The organism is Streptomyces sp. NBC_01294, assembly GCF_035917235.1.
GTDB lineage: Bacteria > Actinomycetota > Actinomycetes > Streptomycetales > Streptomycetaceae > Streptomyces > Streptomyces caledonius.
Genome location: NZ_CP108423.1, coordinates 756,299 through 772,711, shown reverse-complemented (window position 1 = coordinate 772,711; position 16,413 = coordinate 756,299). Strand labels below are relative to the sequence as shown.

General features: G+C 73.9%; 15 protein-coding genes. 8 read left to right on the top strand and 7 right to left on the bottom strand.

Features of this window, described 5'->3' with window-relative positions:
• Positions 1–37 precede the first annotated feature (37 nt).
• The 3 genes from OG534_RS03785 to OG534_RS03775 all read right to left on the bottom strand — a co-directional run bounded on the left by OG534_RS03785 (position 38) and on the right by OG534_RS03775 (position 3,725).
• Positions 38–1,474: an amidase gene (locus OG534_RS03785; protein ID WP_326586638.1), complete on the bottom strand. Its 1,437-nt coding sequence runs from the start codon at positions 1,472–1,474 to the stop codon at positions 38–40.
• A gap of 108 nt (positions 1,475–1,582) precedes the next feature.
• Positions 1,583–2,287 (bottom strand): alpha/beta fold hydrolase, encoded by a 705-nt coding sequence (locus OG534_RS03780; protein ID WP_326593450.1) that lies wholly within the window; start codon positions 2,285–2,287, stop codon positions 1,583–1,585.
• Between the two features lie 181 nt (positions 2,288–2,468).
• Positions 2,469–3,725: an MFS transporter gene (locus OG534_RS03775; RefSeq protein ID WP_326586637.1), complete on the bottom strand. Its 1,257-nt coding sequence runs from the start codon at positions 3,723–3,725 to the stop codon at positions 2,469–2,471.
• 269 nt (positions 3,726–3,994) lie between these two features.
• On the opposite strand from OG534_RS03775, the gene OG534_RS03770 reads away from it, so the two are divergent.
• The 5 genes from OG534_RS03770 (at position 3,995) to OG534_RS03750 (ending at position 10,097) form a co-directional block, all read left to right on the top strand.
• Complete coding sequence (locus OG534_RS03770; protein WP_326586636.1) at positions 3,995–5,044, top strand: LacI family DNA-binding transcriptional regulator; 1,050 nt, start codon at positions 3,995–3,997, stop codon at positions 5,042–5,044.
• 192 nt (positions 5,045–5,236) lie between these two features.
• The gene (locus OG534_RS03765; protein WP_326586635.1) at positions 5,237–6,436 is read left to right on the top strand and encodes a thiolase family protein; all 1,200 of its coding nucleotides are present in this window, start codon (positions 5,237–5,239) and stop codon (positions 6,434–6,436) included.
• A 216-nt stretch (positions 6,437–6,652) separates the two neighbouring features.
• A complete protein-coding gene (locus tag OG534_RS03760) occupies positions 6,653–8,092 on the top strand; it encodes an aldehyde dehydrogenase family protein (RefSeq protein ID WP_326586634.1) in 1,440 nt (479 codons plus the stop codon).
• A gap of 87 nt (positions 8,093–8,179) precedes the next feature.
• A complete protein-coding gene (locus OG534_RS03755; RefSeq protein WP_326586633.1) occupies positions 8,180–8,629 on the top strand; it encodes a thioredoxin family protein in 450 nt (149 codons plus the stop codon).
• 40 nt (positions 8,630–8,669) lie between these two features.
• Complete coding sequence (locus tag OG534_RS03750) at positions 8,670–10,097, top strand: dihydrolipoyl dehydrogenase family protein (protein WP_326586632.1); 1,428 nt, start codon at positions 8,670–8,672, stop codon at positions 10,095–10,097.
• Positions 10,098–10,211: 114 nt separating this feature from the next.
• Here OG534_RS03750 and OG534_RS03745 read toward each other — a convergent pair whose 3' ends face one another.
• Positions 10,212–10,571, bottom strand: a complete 360-nt coding sequence (locus OG534_RS03745) for an ArsR/SmtB family transcription factor (RefSeq protein ID WP_326586631.1) — start codon at positions 10,569–10,571, stop codon at positions 10,212–10,214.
• A gap of 136 nt (positions 10,572–10,707) precedes the next feature.
• Here OG534_RS03745 and OG534_RS03740 point away from each other — a divergent pair, with 136 nt between their 5' ends.
• From OG534_RS03740 to OG534_RS03730, 3 genes are all read left to right on the top strand, one after another.
• Positions 10,708–12,063 carry a flavoprotein gene (locus OG534_RS03740; protein WP_326586630.1) on the top strand — a complete coding sequence of 452 codons (1,356 nt, stop codon included), beginning with the start codon at positions 10,708–10,710 and terminating at the stop codon, positions 12,061–12,063.
• Between the two features lie 337 nt (positions 12,064–12,400).
• Complete coding sequence (locus OG534_RS03735) at positions 12,401–12,946, top strand: hypothetical protein (protein ID WP_326586629.1); 546 nt, start codon at positions 12,401–12,403, stop codon at positions 12,944–12,946.
• 43 nt (positions 12,947–12,989) lie between these two features.
• Positions 12,990–14,738 carry a hypothetical protein gene (locus OG534_RS03730; protein WP_326586628.1) on the top strand — a complete coding sequence of 583 codons (1,749 nt, stop codon included), beginning with the start codon at positions 12,990–12,992 and terminating at the stop codon, positions 14,736–14,738.
• 43 nt (positions 14,739–14,781) lie between these two features.
• Here the strand turns inward: OG534_RS03730 and OG534_RS03725 are convergent, their stop codons facing one another.
• Genes OG534_RS03725 through OG534_RS03715 form a run of 3 tightly spaced genes read right to left on the bottom strand, consistent with a single transcriptional unit; the run spans position 14,782 to position 16,371 of the window.
• Entirely contained in the window at positions 14,782–15,090 is a 309-nt protein-coding gene (locus tag OG534_RS03725; protein ID WP_326586627.1) for a DUF2087 domain-containing protein, read from the bottom strand.
• The gene (locus OG534_RS03720) at positions 15,083–15,640 is read right to left on the bottom strand and encodes a nuclear transport factor 2 family protein (RefSeq protein ID WP_326586626.1); all 558 of its coding nucleotides are present in this window, start codon (positions 15,638–15,640) and stop codon (positions 15,083–15,085) included. Before OG534_RS03720 ends, OG534_RS03725 begins: the two co-directional genes overlap by 8 nt.
• Positions 15,637–16,371: an SDR family oxidoreductase gene (locus OG534_RS03715; RefSeq protein ID WP_326586625.1), complete on the bottom strand. Its 735-nt coding sequence runs from the start codon at positions 16,369–16,371 to the stop codon at positions 15,637–15,639. The genes OG534_RS03720 and OG534_RS03715 overlap by 4 nt, the downstream gene beginning before the upstream one ends.
• Positions 16,372–16,413: the final 42 nt, after the last annotated feature.

The following is a 16,413-nucleotide window of genomic DNA, read 5'->3' as shown; positions in this document are numbered from 1 at the left end:
CAGGAAATCCCTTCCCCTCAACAGTTTGTTGCAGCTGTCACCGCCCCGGGCGTACGGACCCCCACCCGTCCACCGCCTCCACCTGCGCGGCCAGCGCCAGTAGCAGCGGCTCCGAGTCCGCCGGACCCAGCAGCTGCGCGCCCATCGGCAGCCCGTCGCCCGTCAGGCCCGCCGGAATGTTCACTCCCGGCCAGCCCAGGACGTTCCACGTCCAGGCGTACGGGCAGGCGGCGATCATCGCCCGGTCCGTGGCCATCGCCCCCAGCCCGGCCAGCGCTCCGACCCGCAGCGGCGGCGTGGCCGTCGTCGGGGTCAGGACCACGTCGAAGCGGTCGAAGATCTCGCCGACCCGCCACCGCAGGCCCGCCTCCGCCCTGCGGGACACCCGCAGCGCCAGCCCGCCCAGGACGCGCCCCGTCCGCACGGCCTCGTGCGTGCGCGGGTCCAGCAGCGCGGGATCCGGCACCCGCGCCGCCCAGTCCCGTACGCCGCTCGTCGCGCGGGGGACGAAGGTCAGGCCGATCGGGCCGTACCGCGGGTCCTCCGGGACCACCTCGTGGCCCAGCGACTCCAGCCGCCCGGCCAGCCGCTCCACCGCCGAACGGACCTGCGGGTCGAGGGACTTGGGCGTCGCCGTGAAGGGCATCCCGAAGGAGAGGGCGATCCGCAGCCGGCGGGGGGTGCGCCGGGCCGCCTCGACCGCCGAGATGCGCGCCGGGCGGTGCAGGTCCTCGGGGTGCGGGCCGCTCGCGGCGTCCAGCAGCAGTGCGGCGTCGGCGACGGTGCGGGCCAGGACGCCGTTGACCGTGAGCCCGTTGAAGGACTCGGGCTCCGGCCAGGTGGAGATGCGCCCGCGCTGCGGCTTCACTCCCACCAGGTGGGTCCAGGCGGCGGGGATCCGTACCGATCCGGCGCCGTCCGAGCCCAGCGCGGCCGGGACCAGGCCCGCCGCCACGGCGGCGGCCGAACCGCCCGACGAACCGCCGGGCGTGTAGGCCGGGTTCCACGGATTGCGGGTCTCGCCGAAGGCCCCGCCCTCGGTGAACGGCCACTGTCCCAGCTCCGGCGTCTGCGTCTTGCCGACGATCACCGCACCGGCCGCGCGCAGCCTGCGCACCGCCTCGCTGTCGGCGGTCTTCGGGGGGAAGGACCCGGCGCAGCCGAAGGCGGTCGGCTCGCCGGTCACGTCCATGTCGTCCTTGACCGCGAGCGGTACGCCCAGCAGGGGCAGCCGCTCGCCCGCGGCCAGCCGCCGGTCCGCCGCGTCCGCCTCCGCGAGCGCGGCGTCGGCGCGTACGGTCCGGAAGGCGTTGAGCTCGGGCTGCGCCGCCGCGATCCGGCACAGCGCATCCTCGGTCAACCGCCGTGCCGACACGCTGCCTTCGGCGAGTGCGGCGGCCATCGCGACCAGGCCGGGGGCCGCCGCCGCGGCCTCCGGGGCCGTTGTCGCCGAAGAAGCTGAAGAATCCGACATCGCGCACCACTCCCCATTACCGATCGGTAGGAAGACGGTAGCGGGGAGCGGACGCGAGCGGCCAGGTCCGGACCCCCTGGATTCGGACCCTGGATTCAGGCCCTGGATTCAGACCCCCTGGATCCAGTCCTCGAGGGAGGCCATGAACCCGTCGAAGTCGTCCCGGTGGATCGTGTGTCCGGCCCCCGCGACCGAACGCACCTCGAAACCGCGGCTCTTGAGCGTCCGCGCCCGCTCTTCGTTGATCAGGATGCTCGGGTCGGCGAGCTGCACGAGCGAGGGAACCACCGGGGCGGCCGGCAGCAGGTCGGCGCCGAACAGCGGGGCGAGGCTCAGTGCGGTCCGCTCGTCCCACAGCGCCAGGGTCGCCAGCTCGATGTCGACGTCCACCTCCTCCCAGCGCGGGCTCATCGCCCGGATCTCCTCCCGGGTCGCCGTCTTGAACTGCGCCAGCATCTCCGGACCGAAGCCCTCGACCGGGGCGGCCAGGTGCCATGCCGGGTCGGAGAAGACCGCCCGCCGCGGCTTCAGCCGGTCCACGGCGAGCGAGAGGGTCAGGCCGCCGAGGGAGTGACCGATGGCGAGCTCGGCGCCGGCCGGCAGCGTCTCGACGACGTCGTCCGCGTAGAGCTGGGGGCTGTACTCGCCGCGGCCGCTGGCCCCGTGGCCGCGCAGGTCCACGGCGATGACGCGGTAGCCGCGGTCGGCGAGGGCGGGGCCGACCCGGCGCCAGGTCCGGTGATCGGCCATGATGCCGTGGATCAGGAGGGCGATGCGGTCGCCCTCGCCCCAGGTCTGGGTGTGCAGCTGCACGGTGGTGCCTCTCTCCATGGTGGCGGCGACGTCGCGGGTCGACGGTGCCGACGGCTCGACGGGTCAACAGGTCAGCGGAACAACGGTGGTTCGGGGAAAGGAAATTCCGGGTCAGGGTGCGGGAGGTCGGTGCGGGCTGCCGGTGCGGGTCGCCGGTACGGGCCGCTGCTGCGGGCGCCGGTCAGCGCACGCCGCGGATCGGCTTCACCGCCAGGGCGCCGGCCACCGCCAGCACGGCCGCGACGATGAACAGCGCGGTGTACCCGCCGCTGAACGACACGATCACCGAGGCGATGAACGGCGCGATGATCTGCGGCCCGGCGTTGGCGATGTTGAGCACGCCCATGTCCCGGGCCGCGTCCTCGGCCTTGGGGAGCACCATCGTCACGAGCGCGGTGTCCACCGCCATGTAGCAGCCGAACGCCAGCCCGTTGACCACGGCGAAGGCCAGCATCGCGGTCCAGTTGGTCGACACGGCCGGGATGACGAGGGCGACGGCCGACAGGAGGGCGGAGGCGCCGACGAAGAGCTTGCGGCGGTCGAACCGGTCGGAGAGGTACCCGCCGAGGACCGTGGAGACGACCATCGCCACGCTCGTGAGCGGCATCATCACCGCCACCGCGGCCTCCGGCTTCATGCCGTCGGGCAGCACCGTGTGGTCCTGCAGGATGTAGAGCTGGTAGCCGCTGACCGCGAAGTACCCGAGGACGAGCAGCGCCCGCCCGATGAAGGCCCACCGGAAGTCGTGGTCGCGGAGCGCGCTCGCGAAAGCGGTGAGCTGGGCCTTGACGGGCAGCGGGGCGCGGGCCGGCAGCCGCTGCTCGCGGCTGCAGGCGGTGAAGAGGACCGCGGCGCCCGCCACGAGCGCGCCGAAGACGAGGTACCCGGTGCGGTAGTCCTCGGAGAAGGCCGCCCCGATCAGCGCGCCGAGCGTGGAACCGAAGGGAAGGCCGAGGCCCACGGCCGCGGAGGCCCTGCCGCGGGCGCTCATGGGCACCCGGTCGGGGACCACGGAGGTGATGGCCGCCTGGTAGACGTTCATGACGGCCTGTCCGAGGCACCAGGCGATGGTGATCAGCAGGATGGTGTCGGCGAAGCCGAGCAGGAACATCGCCGGTACGGCGGCGAGCCCGCCGCCGAGGATCCACGGGTTGCGCCGCCCGCTGCGGTCGGACAGGGCGCCGGCGACGGGGTTGAAGACCGTGGCGAATATCGCCGACACCCCTGCTATCAGGCCGAAGTTCGCCACCTTGTTCGCCGGATCGATGTCCTCGACCTGGAGTGCGAGCAGGACGCCGGCCACGCCGACGTAGAGCGCGTACATGGCGCTGTTGCCGACGAGCAGCAGGGGGAGCATCCCGCGCCGTCCGGGGTCGGACCCGTCGGACCCGTCGGACGCGTCGGTGGTGGAGCCGGTGCCGGGGGAGGAAAGGGCCACGGTGCCCTCCTGGGCGGATGAGGGTGGATGAGGCGAGTCGGGGGGCGGGGGGTGCGCGCCGCCCCGTCGCGACGGCGGGGGTGCGACGGAGCGCGACGGGGCGGCGGCACGACGGGACACGTGCGGGACACGTGCGGTGCCACATCCGGCCGAGGAGGATGCGACGCCATGGTTACACGTGTCAACGACTCGTGTAACCACTGTGTAGCATTCGATTCAGGCCATCCGCTAGCCCTGGGCCGCAATCGGTCTGGAAAGATGCCACGGCAATGTCTCAGTCATCGAAAGCGCCGAAGCCGCCGACCCCGGCCTCCGGATCCTCCACGCCGCCGCCACCCCCCGTCCCGACCAGTGCGGACGTGGCCCGCCGCGCGGGCGTGTCGCGCGCGACGGTCTCGTACGTGCTGAACAACGCGGAAGCCGTGCGCATCAGCGAGCCGACCCGCCGCAAGGTCCGCGAGGCCGCCGAGGAACTCGGCTACGTCCCGCACGCGGCCGCCCGCAGCCTGCGCGCCGGGCATACCCGGATCGTGCTGCTGCCCACCCCGCACGTGCCGATCGGGCCGCTGTACAGCACCTTCCTCAACGAACTCCAGTGGGCGCTGCGCCGCCTCGACTACACCGTGGTCCAGTACGGGAGCCTCGGGCTCAGCGGCGACGAGGCCGTACGGGCGTGGGCGGAGCTGCGTCCGGTGGCGGTGATATCCCTCGGCGAGATCACGCTCTCCGCGCACAACGTCGCCACCCTCAAGCGGGCCGGGGCCCGCGCGGTGATCACCATGGGGCCGGTCGGCGTGCAGGGAGCGCACGCGCTGGTCATGGACCAGCAGGAGGTCGGCACCCGCGCCGCCGCCCACCTGGTCGAGCGCGGCCGGCGGCGGATCGGCGTGGTCGTCCCGGAGGAGGAGGGGCTGGAGCTGTTCTCCGCGCCCCGGCTGGCGGGGGCACGCTCGGTGGCGGGCGCCGAGGTCGAGGCCCTCCCGATGGCCTACACCGAGGAATCGGCCGCGGCCCTCGCGGCCCGCTGGCGCGGGCTCGGCCTGGACGCGGTGTTCGCGTACAACGACGAGTACGCGATGCTGCTGATGCGGGCCTTCCAGGACGAGGGGCTGCGCATTCCCGAGGACGTGGCCGTCATCGGCGCCGACGACCTGCTCATCGGGCGGCTGCTGCGGCCCCGGCTGAGCACCGTGCAGATCCGGATGCCGACCGGCGACCACCTGGCGTCGCTGGTGGACCACGCGGTGCGCGAGCCGTCGGAGGCCACCGAACGGCACGATCTGATGGCGGCCACGGCCATCCACCGGGAGTCGACCTGACGGCGCCCGGCCGTGCCCGGCCGTGCCCGGCGGAGCCCCGGCCCGGCCGGCCGAGGGGGAGCCGTTGACAGGCGGTGACGTGCGGAAGGAGACTGCGGGCGCGCCCCACCGGGCGTGCCCGGTGGCGTGTCCGGGTGCCCACACCGGCACCGACGCGCCACCGCCCGTACGGATCCGCCCAGGAGAGCCCCCATGAGCATCCGCACCGTCCGCGACGTCTACGTCGTCGACGCCGTCCGCACCCCGATCGGCAAGTTCGGCGGCGCCCTGGCCGGGGTCCGGCCCGACGACCTGGCCGCGCACGTGGTGCGCGCGCTGGTGGACCGTACGCCCGACCTCGACCCGGCCCGGATCGACGACGTCGTCTTCGGCGACGCCAACGGCGCGGGCGAGGACAACCGGGACGTGGCCCGCATGGCCGTGCTGCTGGCGGGGCTGCCGGTGAGCGTGCCCGGGGTGACCGTCAACCGGCTCTGCGGGTCCGGCCTCGAAGCCGTGATCCAGGCCGCCCGCGCCATCGCGCTGGGTGACGCCTCCGTGGCCATCGCCGGCGGCGTCGAGTCGATGAGCCGCGCCCCCTGGGTGGTGCAGAAGCCCGAACGGGCCTACCCCGCCGGGCACCAGCAGATGTGGTCCACCACCCTCGGGTGGCGGATGACCAACCCGCGGATGCCCGAGGAGTGGACCGGCTCGCTCGGCGAGGGCGCCGAACTCGTCGCCGACAAGCACGGCATCACCCGCGAGGCACAGGACGCCTTCGCCCTGGAGAGCCACCGCAAGGCGGCCGCCGCCTGGGCCGCCGGGCTGTACGACGACGAGGTCGTCCCGTACTCCGGCGTGGACCTGGTGCGCGACGAGTGCATCCGGGAGGGCTCCACGCCCGAGGCGCTCGCCCGGCTGAGGCCCGCCTTCCGGACCGACGGCACCGGCACGGTCACCGCCGCCAACGCCTCCCCGCTCAACGACGGCGCCGCCGCCCTGCTGCTGACCGACGAGGCGGGGCTGGCGGCCACCGGCCGGGAGCCGCTCGCCCGGATCAGCGCCTCCGCCGTCACCGGCATCGAGCCCCAGCTCTTCGGCCTGGGCCCGGTGGACGCCGTGCAGCGGGCGCTCGGCAAGGCCGGCCGCGGGTTCGCCGACCTCACCTCCTTCGAACTCAACGAGGCTTTCGCCGCACAGGCGTTGGGCTGTCTGGCGGCCTGGCCGGAGCTGGACCCGGCCGTGGTCAACCCGCGCGGCGGCGCCATCGCGATCGGCCACCCGCTCGGCGCCTCGGGCGCCCGGCTGGCCGGCTCGGTCGCGCACCAGCTGGCGGCGGCGGGCTCGGGCACCGGCATGGCGGCCCTGTGCATCGGAGTCGGGCAGGGCATCGCACTCGTCCTGGAGCGCTGACCCACGGCCCCGTCCGTTGCGTCCACGGCATCCACGGCGTCCACGGCGTCCACGGCATCCGTTGCCCTGCCCCCTGCCACCAGGACGTCGATCGTTTCCGGTCACCGTTCCGTGTCAACTGCCCAATAACTGAACAGAAGTGGCGCCTCCGGTCTGGCACGATGGCGCGTGCTGCCGCCCCCCGCCCCGCCCATCCCCACCCGGAGGCCCCGCGCCATGCCGCTCCTCGATCCGACGCTCTGGCAGGACGGACCCACCCTCACCGGCGGCGCCGCCCCGGTCGTCGAACCCGCCACCGGCCGCACCCTCGCCACCCTCGACCTCGCCGCGCCCGCCGACGTCGCGGAGGCCGCCGTACGGGCCCGGGCGGCGCAGCAGGACTGGGCGCGCACCACCCACCCGGAGCGGGCGGCCGTACTGCGCCGCGCCGGGGACCTGTTCGCCGCGCACGCCGACGAGCTGCGGGAATGGCTGGTCCGCGAGTCCGGCTCGATACCCGGCAAGGCCGACTTCGAGCTGCACGTCGCCGCGCAGGAGTGCTACGAGGCGGCCGCGCTGGCCTCGCGCCCGGTCGGCCAGGTGCTGCCGAGCGAGGCGCCCCGGCTGTCCTTCACCCGTCGGGTCCCGGCCGGGGTGGTCGGGGTCGTGGCCCCCTTCAACGCCCCGCTGATCCTGGCGATCCGCTCGGTCGCGCCCGCGCTGGCGCTCGGCAACGCGGTGCTGCTCAAGCCGGACCGGCGCACCGTCGTCTGCGGCGGCCTCGCCCTGGCCGCGGTCCTGGCCGCCGCCGGCCTGCCGAGCGGGCTGCTCCAGGTCCTGCCCGGTGGCGCCGAGGTGGGGGCCGCCGTGGTCGCCGACCCGTGCGTCCGGGTGGTCTCCTTCACCGGATCCACCGCCTCGGGCCGGGCCGTCGGCGAACTGGCGGGACGTCATCTCAAGCGGGCACACCTGGAGTTGGGCGGCAACTCCGCCCTCGTCGTGCTCCGCGACGCCGACATCGAGGGCGCCGTCGCCCAGGCCTCCTGGGGCTCCTTCTTCCACCAGGGCCAGATCTGCATGACCGCGGGCCGCCACCTCGTCCACGCCTCGCTCTACGACGAGTACGTCGAGCGGCTCGCCGCGCGCGCCGAGGAACTGGCCGTGGGGGACCCGTACCGCGAGAAGGTCCACCTGGGCCCGCTGATCGACCGCGCCCAGCTGGAGCGCGTACACGCCCTGGTGGAGGCCAGCACGGGACAGGGGGCCAAGCTCGTCGCCGGCGGCACGTACCGGGACCTCTTCTACCGGCCGACCGTCCTGGCGGGCGTCGCCGACGACACCCCCGCCTACGCCGAGGAGGTCTTCGGCCCGGTCGCGCCCGTACGGTCGTTCGCGACGGAGGAGGAGGCCGTGGCGCTGGCGTCGGCGGGCCCGTACGGCCTGTCCCTCGGCATCGTGACCCGGGACGCGGCGCGCGGGCTCGACTTGGCCGAGCGGATCCCGACCGGGATCGCGCACGTCAACGACCAGACGGTCAACGACGAGGCCGTCGCCCCGTTCGGCGGGGTCGGTGCCTCGGGAACCGGGGCCCGCTTCGGCGGCGAGGCGAATCTGGACGCCTTCACGGAACTGCGCTGGACCACGGCCCGCACCACCCCCGCGGGCCATCCGTTCTAGGCACGGTCGGGCTTTCCGCTGTGCGGAATGCCTGGGGCAGGTCGTTCGTTCAAGGAGCAGACGGCTCAATCAGGAGGTCTTGAAACCGTGGCTACAGTCGAGCTCACCAAGGAAAATTTCGACCAGACGGTCAGCGAGAACGCGTTCGTGCTGATCGACTTCTGGGCGGGCTGGTGCCGGCCGTGCCTGCAGTTCGCGCCGGTCTACGAGAAGGCCTCGGAGGCCCACCCCGATCTGCTCTTCGCCAAGGTGGACACCGAGGCGCAGCAGGAGCTGGCCGGCGCCTTCCAGATCACCTCGATCCCGACCCTGATGATCGTCCGGGACCAGGTGGCCATCTTCTCCCAGCCCGGCGCACTGCCCGAGGCGGCGCTGACCGACCTGATCGGGCAGGCCCGTGCGCTCGACATGGACGAGGTGCGCGCCAAGATCGCCGCATCGCAGCAGGACGGGCACGGCGGCCATGAAGGGCACGGCGGGCATGAAGGGCACGGCCAGGGCACCGGTACGCGGGAGCCCGGCACGCCGGAGGCCTGATTGCCCGCCGTGGAGCCGGACAGCGGTGACACTGGCCCGTATGACGGAACCGGTGGAGTACGACGTCGTAGTGCTCGGCGGGGGTCCGGTCGGCGAGAACATCGCCGACCGGACCTGCGCCGCCGGGCTGAGCACGGCGGTGGTGGAGAGCGAACTGTTGGGCGGTGAGTGCTCGTACTGGGCCTGCGTCCCGAGCAAGGCGCTGTTGCGCCCGGTGCTGGCGCGGGCCGAAGCCCGTCAGGTGCCGGGCCTGGCGGGGGCCGTCGAGGGGCCCCTGGACACGGCGGCGGTGTTCGCGCACCGCAATTACTGGGCCAGTGACTGGAAGGACCAGGGCCAGGTCGACTGGCTCGACTCGATCGGCGCCCACGTGTACCGGGGCCACGGCCGGCTCTACGGGGTCCGCAAGGTGGCCGTGACCAGTCCCGAGGGCGAGCACCACATCCTGTCGGCCCGGCACGCGGTGGTCGTCGCGACCGGCACCCGGGCCTTGCTTCCCGACGTGCCCGGGCTTGCCGGAGCCCGTCCCTGGACCAGCCGCGAGGCGACCTCCGCGCAGGAGGCCCCCGGACGGCTGCTGATCGTGGGCGGCTCGGTGGTGGCCACCGAGATGGCCACCGCCTGGCAGGGCCTCGGATCGCAGGTCACCGTCCTCGTACGCGGCTCGGGACTGCTGCCGCGGATGGAGCCCTTCGCGGGAGAACTGGTCGCCGACGCGCTGCGCGAGGCCGGTGCGGTGGTCCGTACGGGTGTCACCGTCGAGGCGGTCGTACGGGACGGCTCGACCGGCCCCGTCCAGGTGGTGCTGGAGGGCGGCGAGACGCTGGAGGGCGACGAGCTGCTGATGGCCACGGGCCGCACCCCGCACACCGAGGACATCGGGCTGGACACGGTGGGCCTGCCGGTCGGGGAGTGGATCCGGGTCGACGACAGCTGCCGGGTGCCCGGGCACGACTGGCTCTACGCCGCCGGGGACGTCAACCACCGCGCGCTCCTCACCCACCAGGGCAAGTACCAGGCCCGGATCGTGGGCGCCGCGATCGCCGCCCGCGCGGCCGGCACTCCGCTGGACACCGCTCTCTGGGGCGCGCACACGGCGACCGCCGACACCCACGCGCTGCCGCAGGCGGTCTTCACCGACCCGGAGGCCGCGGCGGTGGGCCTGACCCTGGCCGGGGCGGAACGGGCCGGGCACCGGGTGCGCGCGGTCGACTACGACCTGGGCAGGGTCTCCGGCGCCGGGCTGTACGCCGACGGATACCGCGGGCGGGCCCGGATGGTCGTCGACCTCGACCGCGAGATCCTCCTCGGGGTCACCTTCGTCGGGCCGGGCGCCGCCGAACTGCTCCAGGCGGCCACCATCGCGGTGGCGGGGGAGGTCCCGATCGATCGGCTGTGGCACGCGGTGCCGGCCTTCCCGACCATCGGCGAGATCTGGCTGCGACTGCTGGAGACCTACCGGGGGTGAGCGCAGGGCGCGGAGATCGCCCTCATGCGGCGTTCTCCGCACCTTCCCACCCGCAGGCCCACTTGCATCACGAGGTCCGGCGCGGGCAGCTCCCGCGCCGGCCCGGCGGGCGGATCAGATCGCCGTGGCCAGCAGCCGCCCCATCGCCGCCACCACGGACGGCTCCACGCGGTAGTAGACCCAGGTCCCCCGGCGTTCGGAGGACAGCAGTCCGGCCTCCTTCAGCTTCTTGAGGTGGTGGGAGACGGTCGGCTGCGAGACGCCGACGTCGGAGATGTCGCACACGCACGCCTCACCGCCCTCGTGGGAGGCGACCGACGAGAACAGCCGAAGGCGCACCGGGTCTCCGAGCGCCTTGAACATCTTCGCCGTGCGCTCGGCCTCTTCGGCGGTCAGCGGACGTTCGGTCAGCGGCGGGCAGCACGGCGCCACGCCGTCGGGCTCCAGCAGCGGCAGGACCTCGGCATTCGACATGCATCTATGTTGACACGCATCGAACCAAGTGGCATTGCTGATTCGATAATTGTCTATGTTGACGGGTGTCGATGCAGGGTGCATGGTGGAGCCGTCGAGCCATCGACAGATGTCGAATCAACAGGGGAGCCCCGCCATGGCCGCATCCACCACCCCGGCCCTGCCCGTCGTCGTCATCGGAGTGGGTCCGATCGGTCTGGCCGCCGCGGCCCACCTGGTCGGCCGCGGCATCGAGCCGCTGGTACTGGAGGCCGGGAGCGCGGCCGGATCGGCCGTACGGGAGTGGTCCCACGTACGCCTCTTCTCGACCTGGGCCGAGGTGATCGACCCCGCCGCCGAGAAGCTGCTGGCCCCGACCGGGTGGACCGCGCCCCCCGGTGGCGCGTACCCGACGGGCGGCGACTGGGCCGGGCGCTATCTCCAGCCCCTCGCCGACGCCCTGGGCGACCGGGTCCGCTACGGAGCCACCGTGACCGGCGTGTCCCGGGCGGGCCGCGACCGCATCGTCGACTCCGGCCGCGCCGGGCAGCCGTACAGCGTGCACGTCCGGCGGGCCGACGGCGGCGAGGAGCGGATCACCGCCCGCGCGGTCCTCGACGTCTCGGGCACCTGGACCACCCCCGGCCCGCTCGGCGCCGACGGCCTCCCGGCCCTCGGTGAGCGCGCCGCCGCCGACCGCATCTCCTACCGCGTCCCCGACCTGGCCGACCCGGCGGTCCGCGCCCGCTACGCCGGCAAGCGCACCGCCGTGATCGGCTCCGGCGCCTCCGCCTTCACCGCGCTCGCCCACCTCGCCGTCCTCGCGAAGGAGGCGGAGGGCACCCACGCGCTGTGGATCCTGCGGCGCGGGATCAGCGGCTCCACCTTCGGCGGCGGGACCGCCGACCAGTTGCCCGCCCGTGGCGCGCTGGGCCTGGCGGCCAAGGCCGCGGTCGACGACGGTCACGCCGACGCGGTGACCGGCTTCCGCACCGGCGGCGTCGAGAGGGCCGGGGGCCGGCTCGTTCTGATCGCCGAGGACGGCCGCCGGCTGGACCCGGTCGACGAGCTCATCGTCCTCACCGGCCTGCGTCCGGACCTCTCCTTCCTCTCCGAACTGCGCCTCGGCCTCGACGAGCGACTCCAGGCCCCCCTCGGGCTGGCGCCCCTGATCGACCCCAACGTCCACTCCTGCGGCACCGTCTACCCGCACGGCGCGGCCGAACTCTCCCACCCGGAGCGGGACCTCTACCTCGTCGGGATGAAGAGCTACGGCCGCGCCCCGACCTTCCTCGCCATGACCGGCTACGAGCAGGTCCGCTCCGTCGCCGCCGCCCTCGCCGGCGACCGGGAAGCCGCCGAGCGCGTCGAGCTGACGCTGCCGGAGACCGGGGTGTGCGGCGGCGCGGGCCTCTTCGACCAGCCCGAGGCCGCCGAGGAGCAGGGCGGCGGCTGCTGCGCCGCCCCGCCCGCCCTCACCGTCGGTGCGCCGGCCCGTTCCGGCGGCTGCTGACGCCGAGGCCGACCGACCTGCACCGCTGCGGGGGCCGCGACCGGACGAGGTGGCCGGTCGCGGCCCCCGTCGTGCTGACGGCCGACTCTCGGCCATTTTCGGGGGCGCCGAGCCGCAATCGGAGGACCCCCACTCGGTGGGTCGGCATGGCCCTCGCGGCCCCTGTCCGGCGGCCGCCTGAGGCTCTTCGGCTCCGAGAGGTGCGTGCCCCAACGGCTGCCCGTACGGCCCTCGGTGAGGCCGCCGCATGGCCGGAAGTGAGGCTTCAACCTTGATCAGATTAGGTTAGCCTTACCTCAGTTTTGCGACCTCTCGCACCCTGAAAGGTGTTCCAGTGATGCGTGCTGCCTTCCTGCCCCGGCCCCGTACCGCCGCCCGTGTGGCCGTCGCCGCCTCCGCCGCCGTCGCGCTCGCCGTCGGCGCGGCCGGCTCCGCCTCGGCCGCCACCTCGACGCGTACGGTCACCGACGGCGCGACCACCTTCAACCTCAGCCTCACGGCGCCCTCTTCGGCCGCCGCGGCCGGTCAGAACGTCACGGTCACCGGCAGCGGCTACAACACCGCCAAGGGCATCTACGTCAGCCTCTGTGCGGTGAACGGCGCACCGGGTGCGAACAAGCCCACCCCCTGCCTGGGCGGCTCGGACCAGGCCGGCACCACGGGCGCCTCGCACTGGATCAACAACATCTTCGGCGGGACCCTCGCCAACACCTCCACGTTCGGTCCGGGCGGCACCTTCAGCGTCACCATCCACGTCAAGGCCGACCTGGGCGGCGGCCAGATCTGCGGCGAGACGGTCGAGTGCGCCATCGTCACGCGTGCCGACCACTTCAACTCCTCGGACCGCAAGTACGACGTCCACGTCCCGGTGACCTTCAACTAGCCGGAGCCGCTTCGAGCCCGTCCCACCCGTCGACGAGGAAGCCATGACACCCCGACACCCCCTCACCCCCGGCGGCCGTGCCGGCACCGCCTCCGCCGCGCTCGCGCTCGTGCTCGCATCGGCCGCCGCCGGCAGCCCCGTCTCGGCCGCCGGGGGCGAGGGGGCCGACGTACCGCAGGGCACCGTCGCGTACCGGTCCGTGGCGCAGTTCACCACCGCGGGCAAACCCCGTGACCTGCTGCTGCATCCCGACTCGAAGAAGCTGTACGTCGGTTCGGACGATCTGCCCGGCACCGCGGACGTCAACGAGAGCGGGCTGCACGTCCTGGACCCCGCCGACGGCAAGGTGCGCAGTACCGTCGGCCAGGCGCCCGGACCCACCGGCACGCTCGGCCGACGGGCCGTGCGGCAGCTCGTGACCCCGCTGCCGGGCGACGGCGCGGTCTTCGTCTATCCGCTGCGCGGCATCGGCGCCGCCAAGGACGGCGACGCCGCAGCTGCGGGGGCGTGGGTGCCGGGTGCGGCCGTCACCGACGCCGGACCGGGGCCCACCGCCTCGACGGTGCTGGTCGCGCAGGGCCCCGTACTGTCGGAGGTCGACATCGCCACCGCGACCGTGAAGCGCTCCGTCACGCTCGCGGGCGGCGACGGGTTCGCGGTCGACGCGGCGCGGGGCACGGTGTGGTTCACCGACATCGCCAACCGCCGGATGTACCGGGTCGACACCGCCGCCTTCCAGGTCACGGCGACGGTCGAACTCCCGGCGGGCGAGGGCTTCGGCGGGTTCACGGAGGTGGTTCCGGAGACCGGCGCCGTGTGGGTGGGGCTGGACACCTCCGTCGTCGTCCACGACGCGGCGGGCAAGCGGCTGGGTGTCATCCAGGGCGCGGACATGCCCCGCGCGGCGAGGTTCGACGCCGCCACGCACGAGGCGTTCGTGGTGTGGCAGGACGCGGGGGACACCTCCCAGCCGGGCAGCGACGACAACGGCGCGCTCACCGTCCACCGCACCCGTGACCTCCAGGAGGTCGCGAAGCCGGTCGTACTTCCGGGAAACCACGTGCAGTTGGGCGCTGCGGCCGTGGCCGTCGAGCCCGGCGGCGGGACGGTGTTCGTGTCGGACCCTGCCGGGGGGAAGATCACCCGGATGGAGCGGTCCACGTCCCCGAAGATCACCCGGGGCCCGGCGGACCAGTCCGTCACGGCCGGGACCCGGGTCTCCCTGACCGCGGAGGCGGAGGGGGCCCCGCGGCCCACCGTGGCCTGGCAGGTCAGCACGGACGCGGGCCGGACCTGGCGGGCGGTGGAGGGCGCGACCTCGTCGACGTACGCGTTCACGGCGGCGCTCTCCGACCACGGCCGCCGCTACCGTGCGGAGTTCACCAACGACGCCGGCGTCAGCCGAACCGCCCCGGCCACGCTCACCGTCACCTCCGCGGACGCCACGACGGGCGGCGGCCCGACCGACGGAGGAGCCGGCGGGACGGGTACGGCGGGCGGAACGGGAACGACCGGGGGCACCGACGGCGGTGCGGGGGGACCCGGGGGTTCCGGGGCCGCCGGCGGATCCGACGGCAGCTCTGGCGGATCCGACGGTTCCGGTAGCTCCGGTGGCGCAGTCGGCGGTGGTTCGGCCGCCGGGACGGGGACGGTCGGCGGAACGGGCGCCACCCCCACCGGCGGCGCGCTCGCCTCCACCGGAGTCGCCGTGGCCTCCCTCGCCGGGTGCGCGCTCGTCCTCACCGCGGCCGGCTGGGTGCTGGTGCGCCGCACCCGGCCGGCGGCCCTCTGACCGGCCGCGGACGACCCCGCCGACGACCCCGCCGACGACCCGGCTACCGGGACGCCGCGGCCCGCCGGTAGCTGCGGCCGTCACGGGTCCGCGTGAGCAGGCCCGAGGTGATCAGGTAGCGCCGCAGCGCCGAGCAGTCCTCGTGAACGGTGCGCAGCGCGTTGTTCACCTCGGGCTCCGTGTACTCCCGGTCCACCGTGAAGAGGGTTTCGGTGAGGTGTACGAGCAACTGCTCGCGCCGGGCGGCCCGGCGCGGGATCGCGATCAGCCGCCCGCCCGAGAAGAGGTCGCCGACGTCGCGTCGCTCCCTGCGCGGGGCGGACGGCCGGGGATGATCGGTGCTCTCAGACATGAGGGCGAGCTTGGCCCCTCCGCTCACCTCCGGGCAACGGAATTTCCGGCTCGAAGGCCTGGAGGGCGTCCTCGCCGGCGGTCCACAGGACGCCGAGCCGTTGGCGGACCAGGAGCCAGCCGTCAGGGCCCCGGCGGAAGTCCCATGCGTACGGGCCGCCCATCGAGTAGGTGGCGGAGGCCGTCCCCGATGCGGTGACCGCGACGAACCACATGTAGCCGATGCCGTTCGCCCGGTCGTCCTCCACCTCGAAGTGCATGTTGAGGATGTGGTGTTGCATGCTCGGGTAGGGCGCTTCCGCCTCTTCCACCTTTGCCCGGATCGACTCCTTCCCGCGGATCTCGCCCCACGGCCCGAACTCCAGGACCCCGTCGTCGGCCCAGCAGTCGATCCAGGTCTGCCAGTCCTTGCGGTCCAGTGCCCGCCAGCCGCGGATCAGGAGGGCGCGCAGCGCCTCCTTGTCCTCCAGGTCCCGCAGCCTTCGGACCAGGCCGTCGTGCTCGGCGGCCGTCAGCGGCACGCCGGCGCCCTTGCGCTCGGGGCGGCTCACCGGGCGCTCGCGGCCGGGCGGACGACGATCTCGTTCACGTCGACGTGCGGAGGCTGGGAAACGGCGTAGGCGATCGCCTCCGCGATGGCCGAGGCCGGCAGTGCCACGGCCCGGTAGGCCTTCATGGCCTCCCTGGCGTCCGGATCGGAGATGCCGTCCGCGAGTTCGGACTCGGTCACGCCGGGGGAGACGAGGGTGACCCGGACGTCTCCGGCGGACTCCTGCCTCAGGCCTTCGGAGATCGCGCGGACGGCGAACTTGGTGGCGCAGTAGACGGCGGCGGTGGGGGAGACCTCGTAGGCGCCGACGGAGGCGATGTTCACGAAGTGCCCGCCGCCCTGGGCCCGCATCACCGGCAGGGCGGCGGCGATTCCGTGCAGGACGCCCCGCACGTTCACATCGATCATGCGGTCCCACTCACCGGTCCTGAGCGCCGCCAGCGGCGACAGGGGCATCACGCCCGCGTTGTTCACGAGGACGTCGATGCGGCCGTACTCGCGGACCGCCGCGTCGACGAACGCGCGCATGTCGGCCGCGTCGGTGACGTCCAGCGTCCGGAAGGCGGCGGTACCGCCCTCCCCGGTGATCTCGTCGACCAGTTGTTCCAGCCGGCCGGTACGGCGCGCGCCGAGCAGGACCCGGTGCCCGTCCGCCGCGAGACGGCGTGCCGTGGCCTCCCCGATGCCGCTGCTGGCACCGGTGACGGCCACGGTCCTGGTGGTGTGCTCCATGTCTGTTCCTCCTTGTGGACGGCGTGCGGCCGCCCCGTCCTC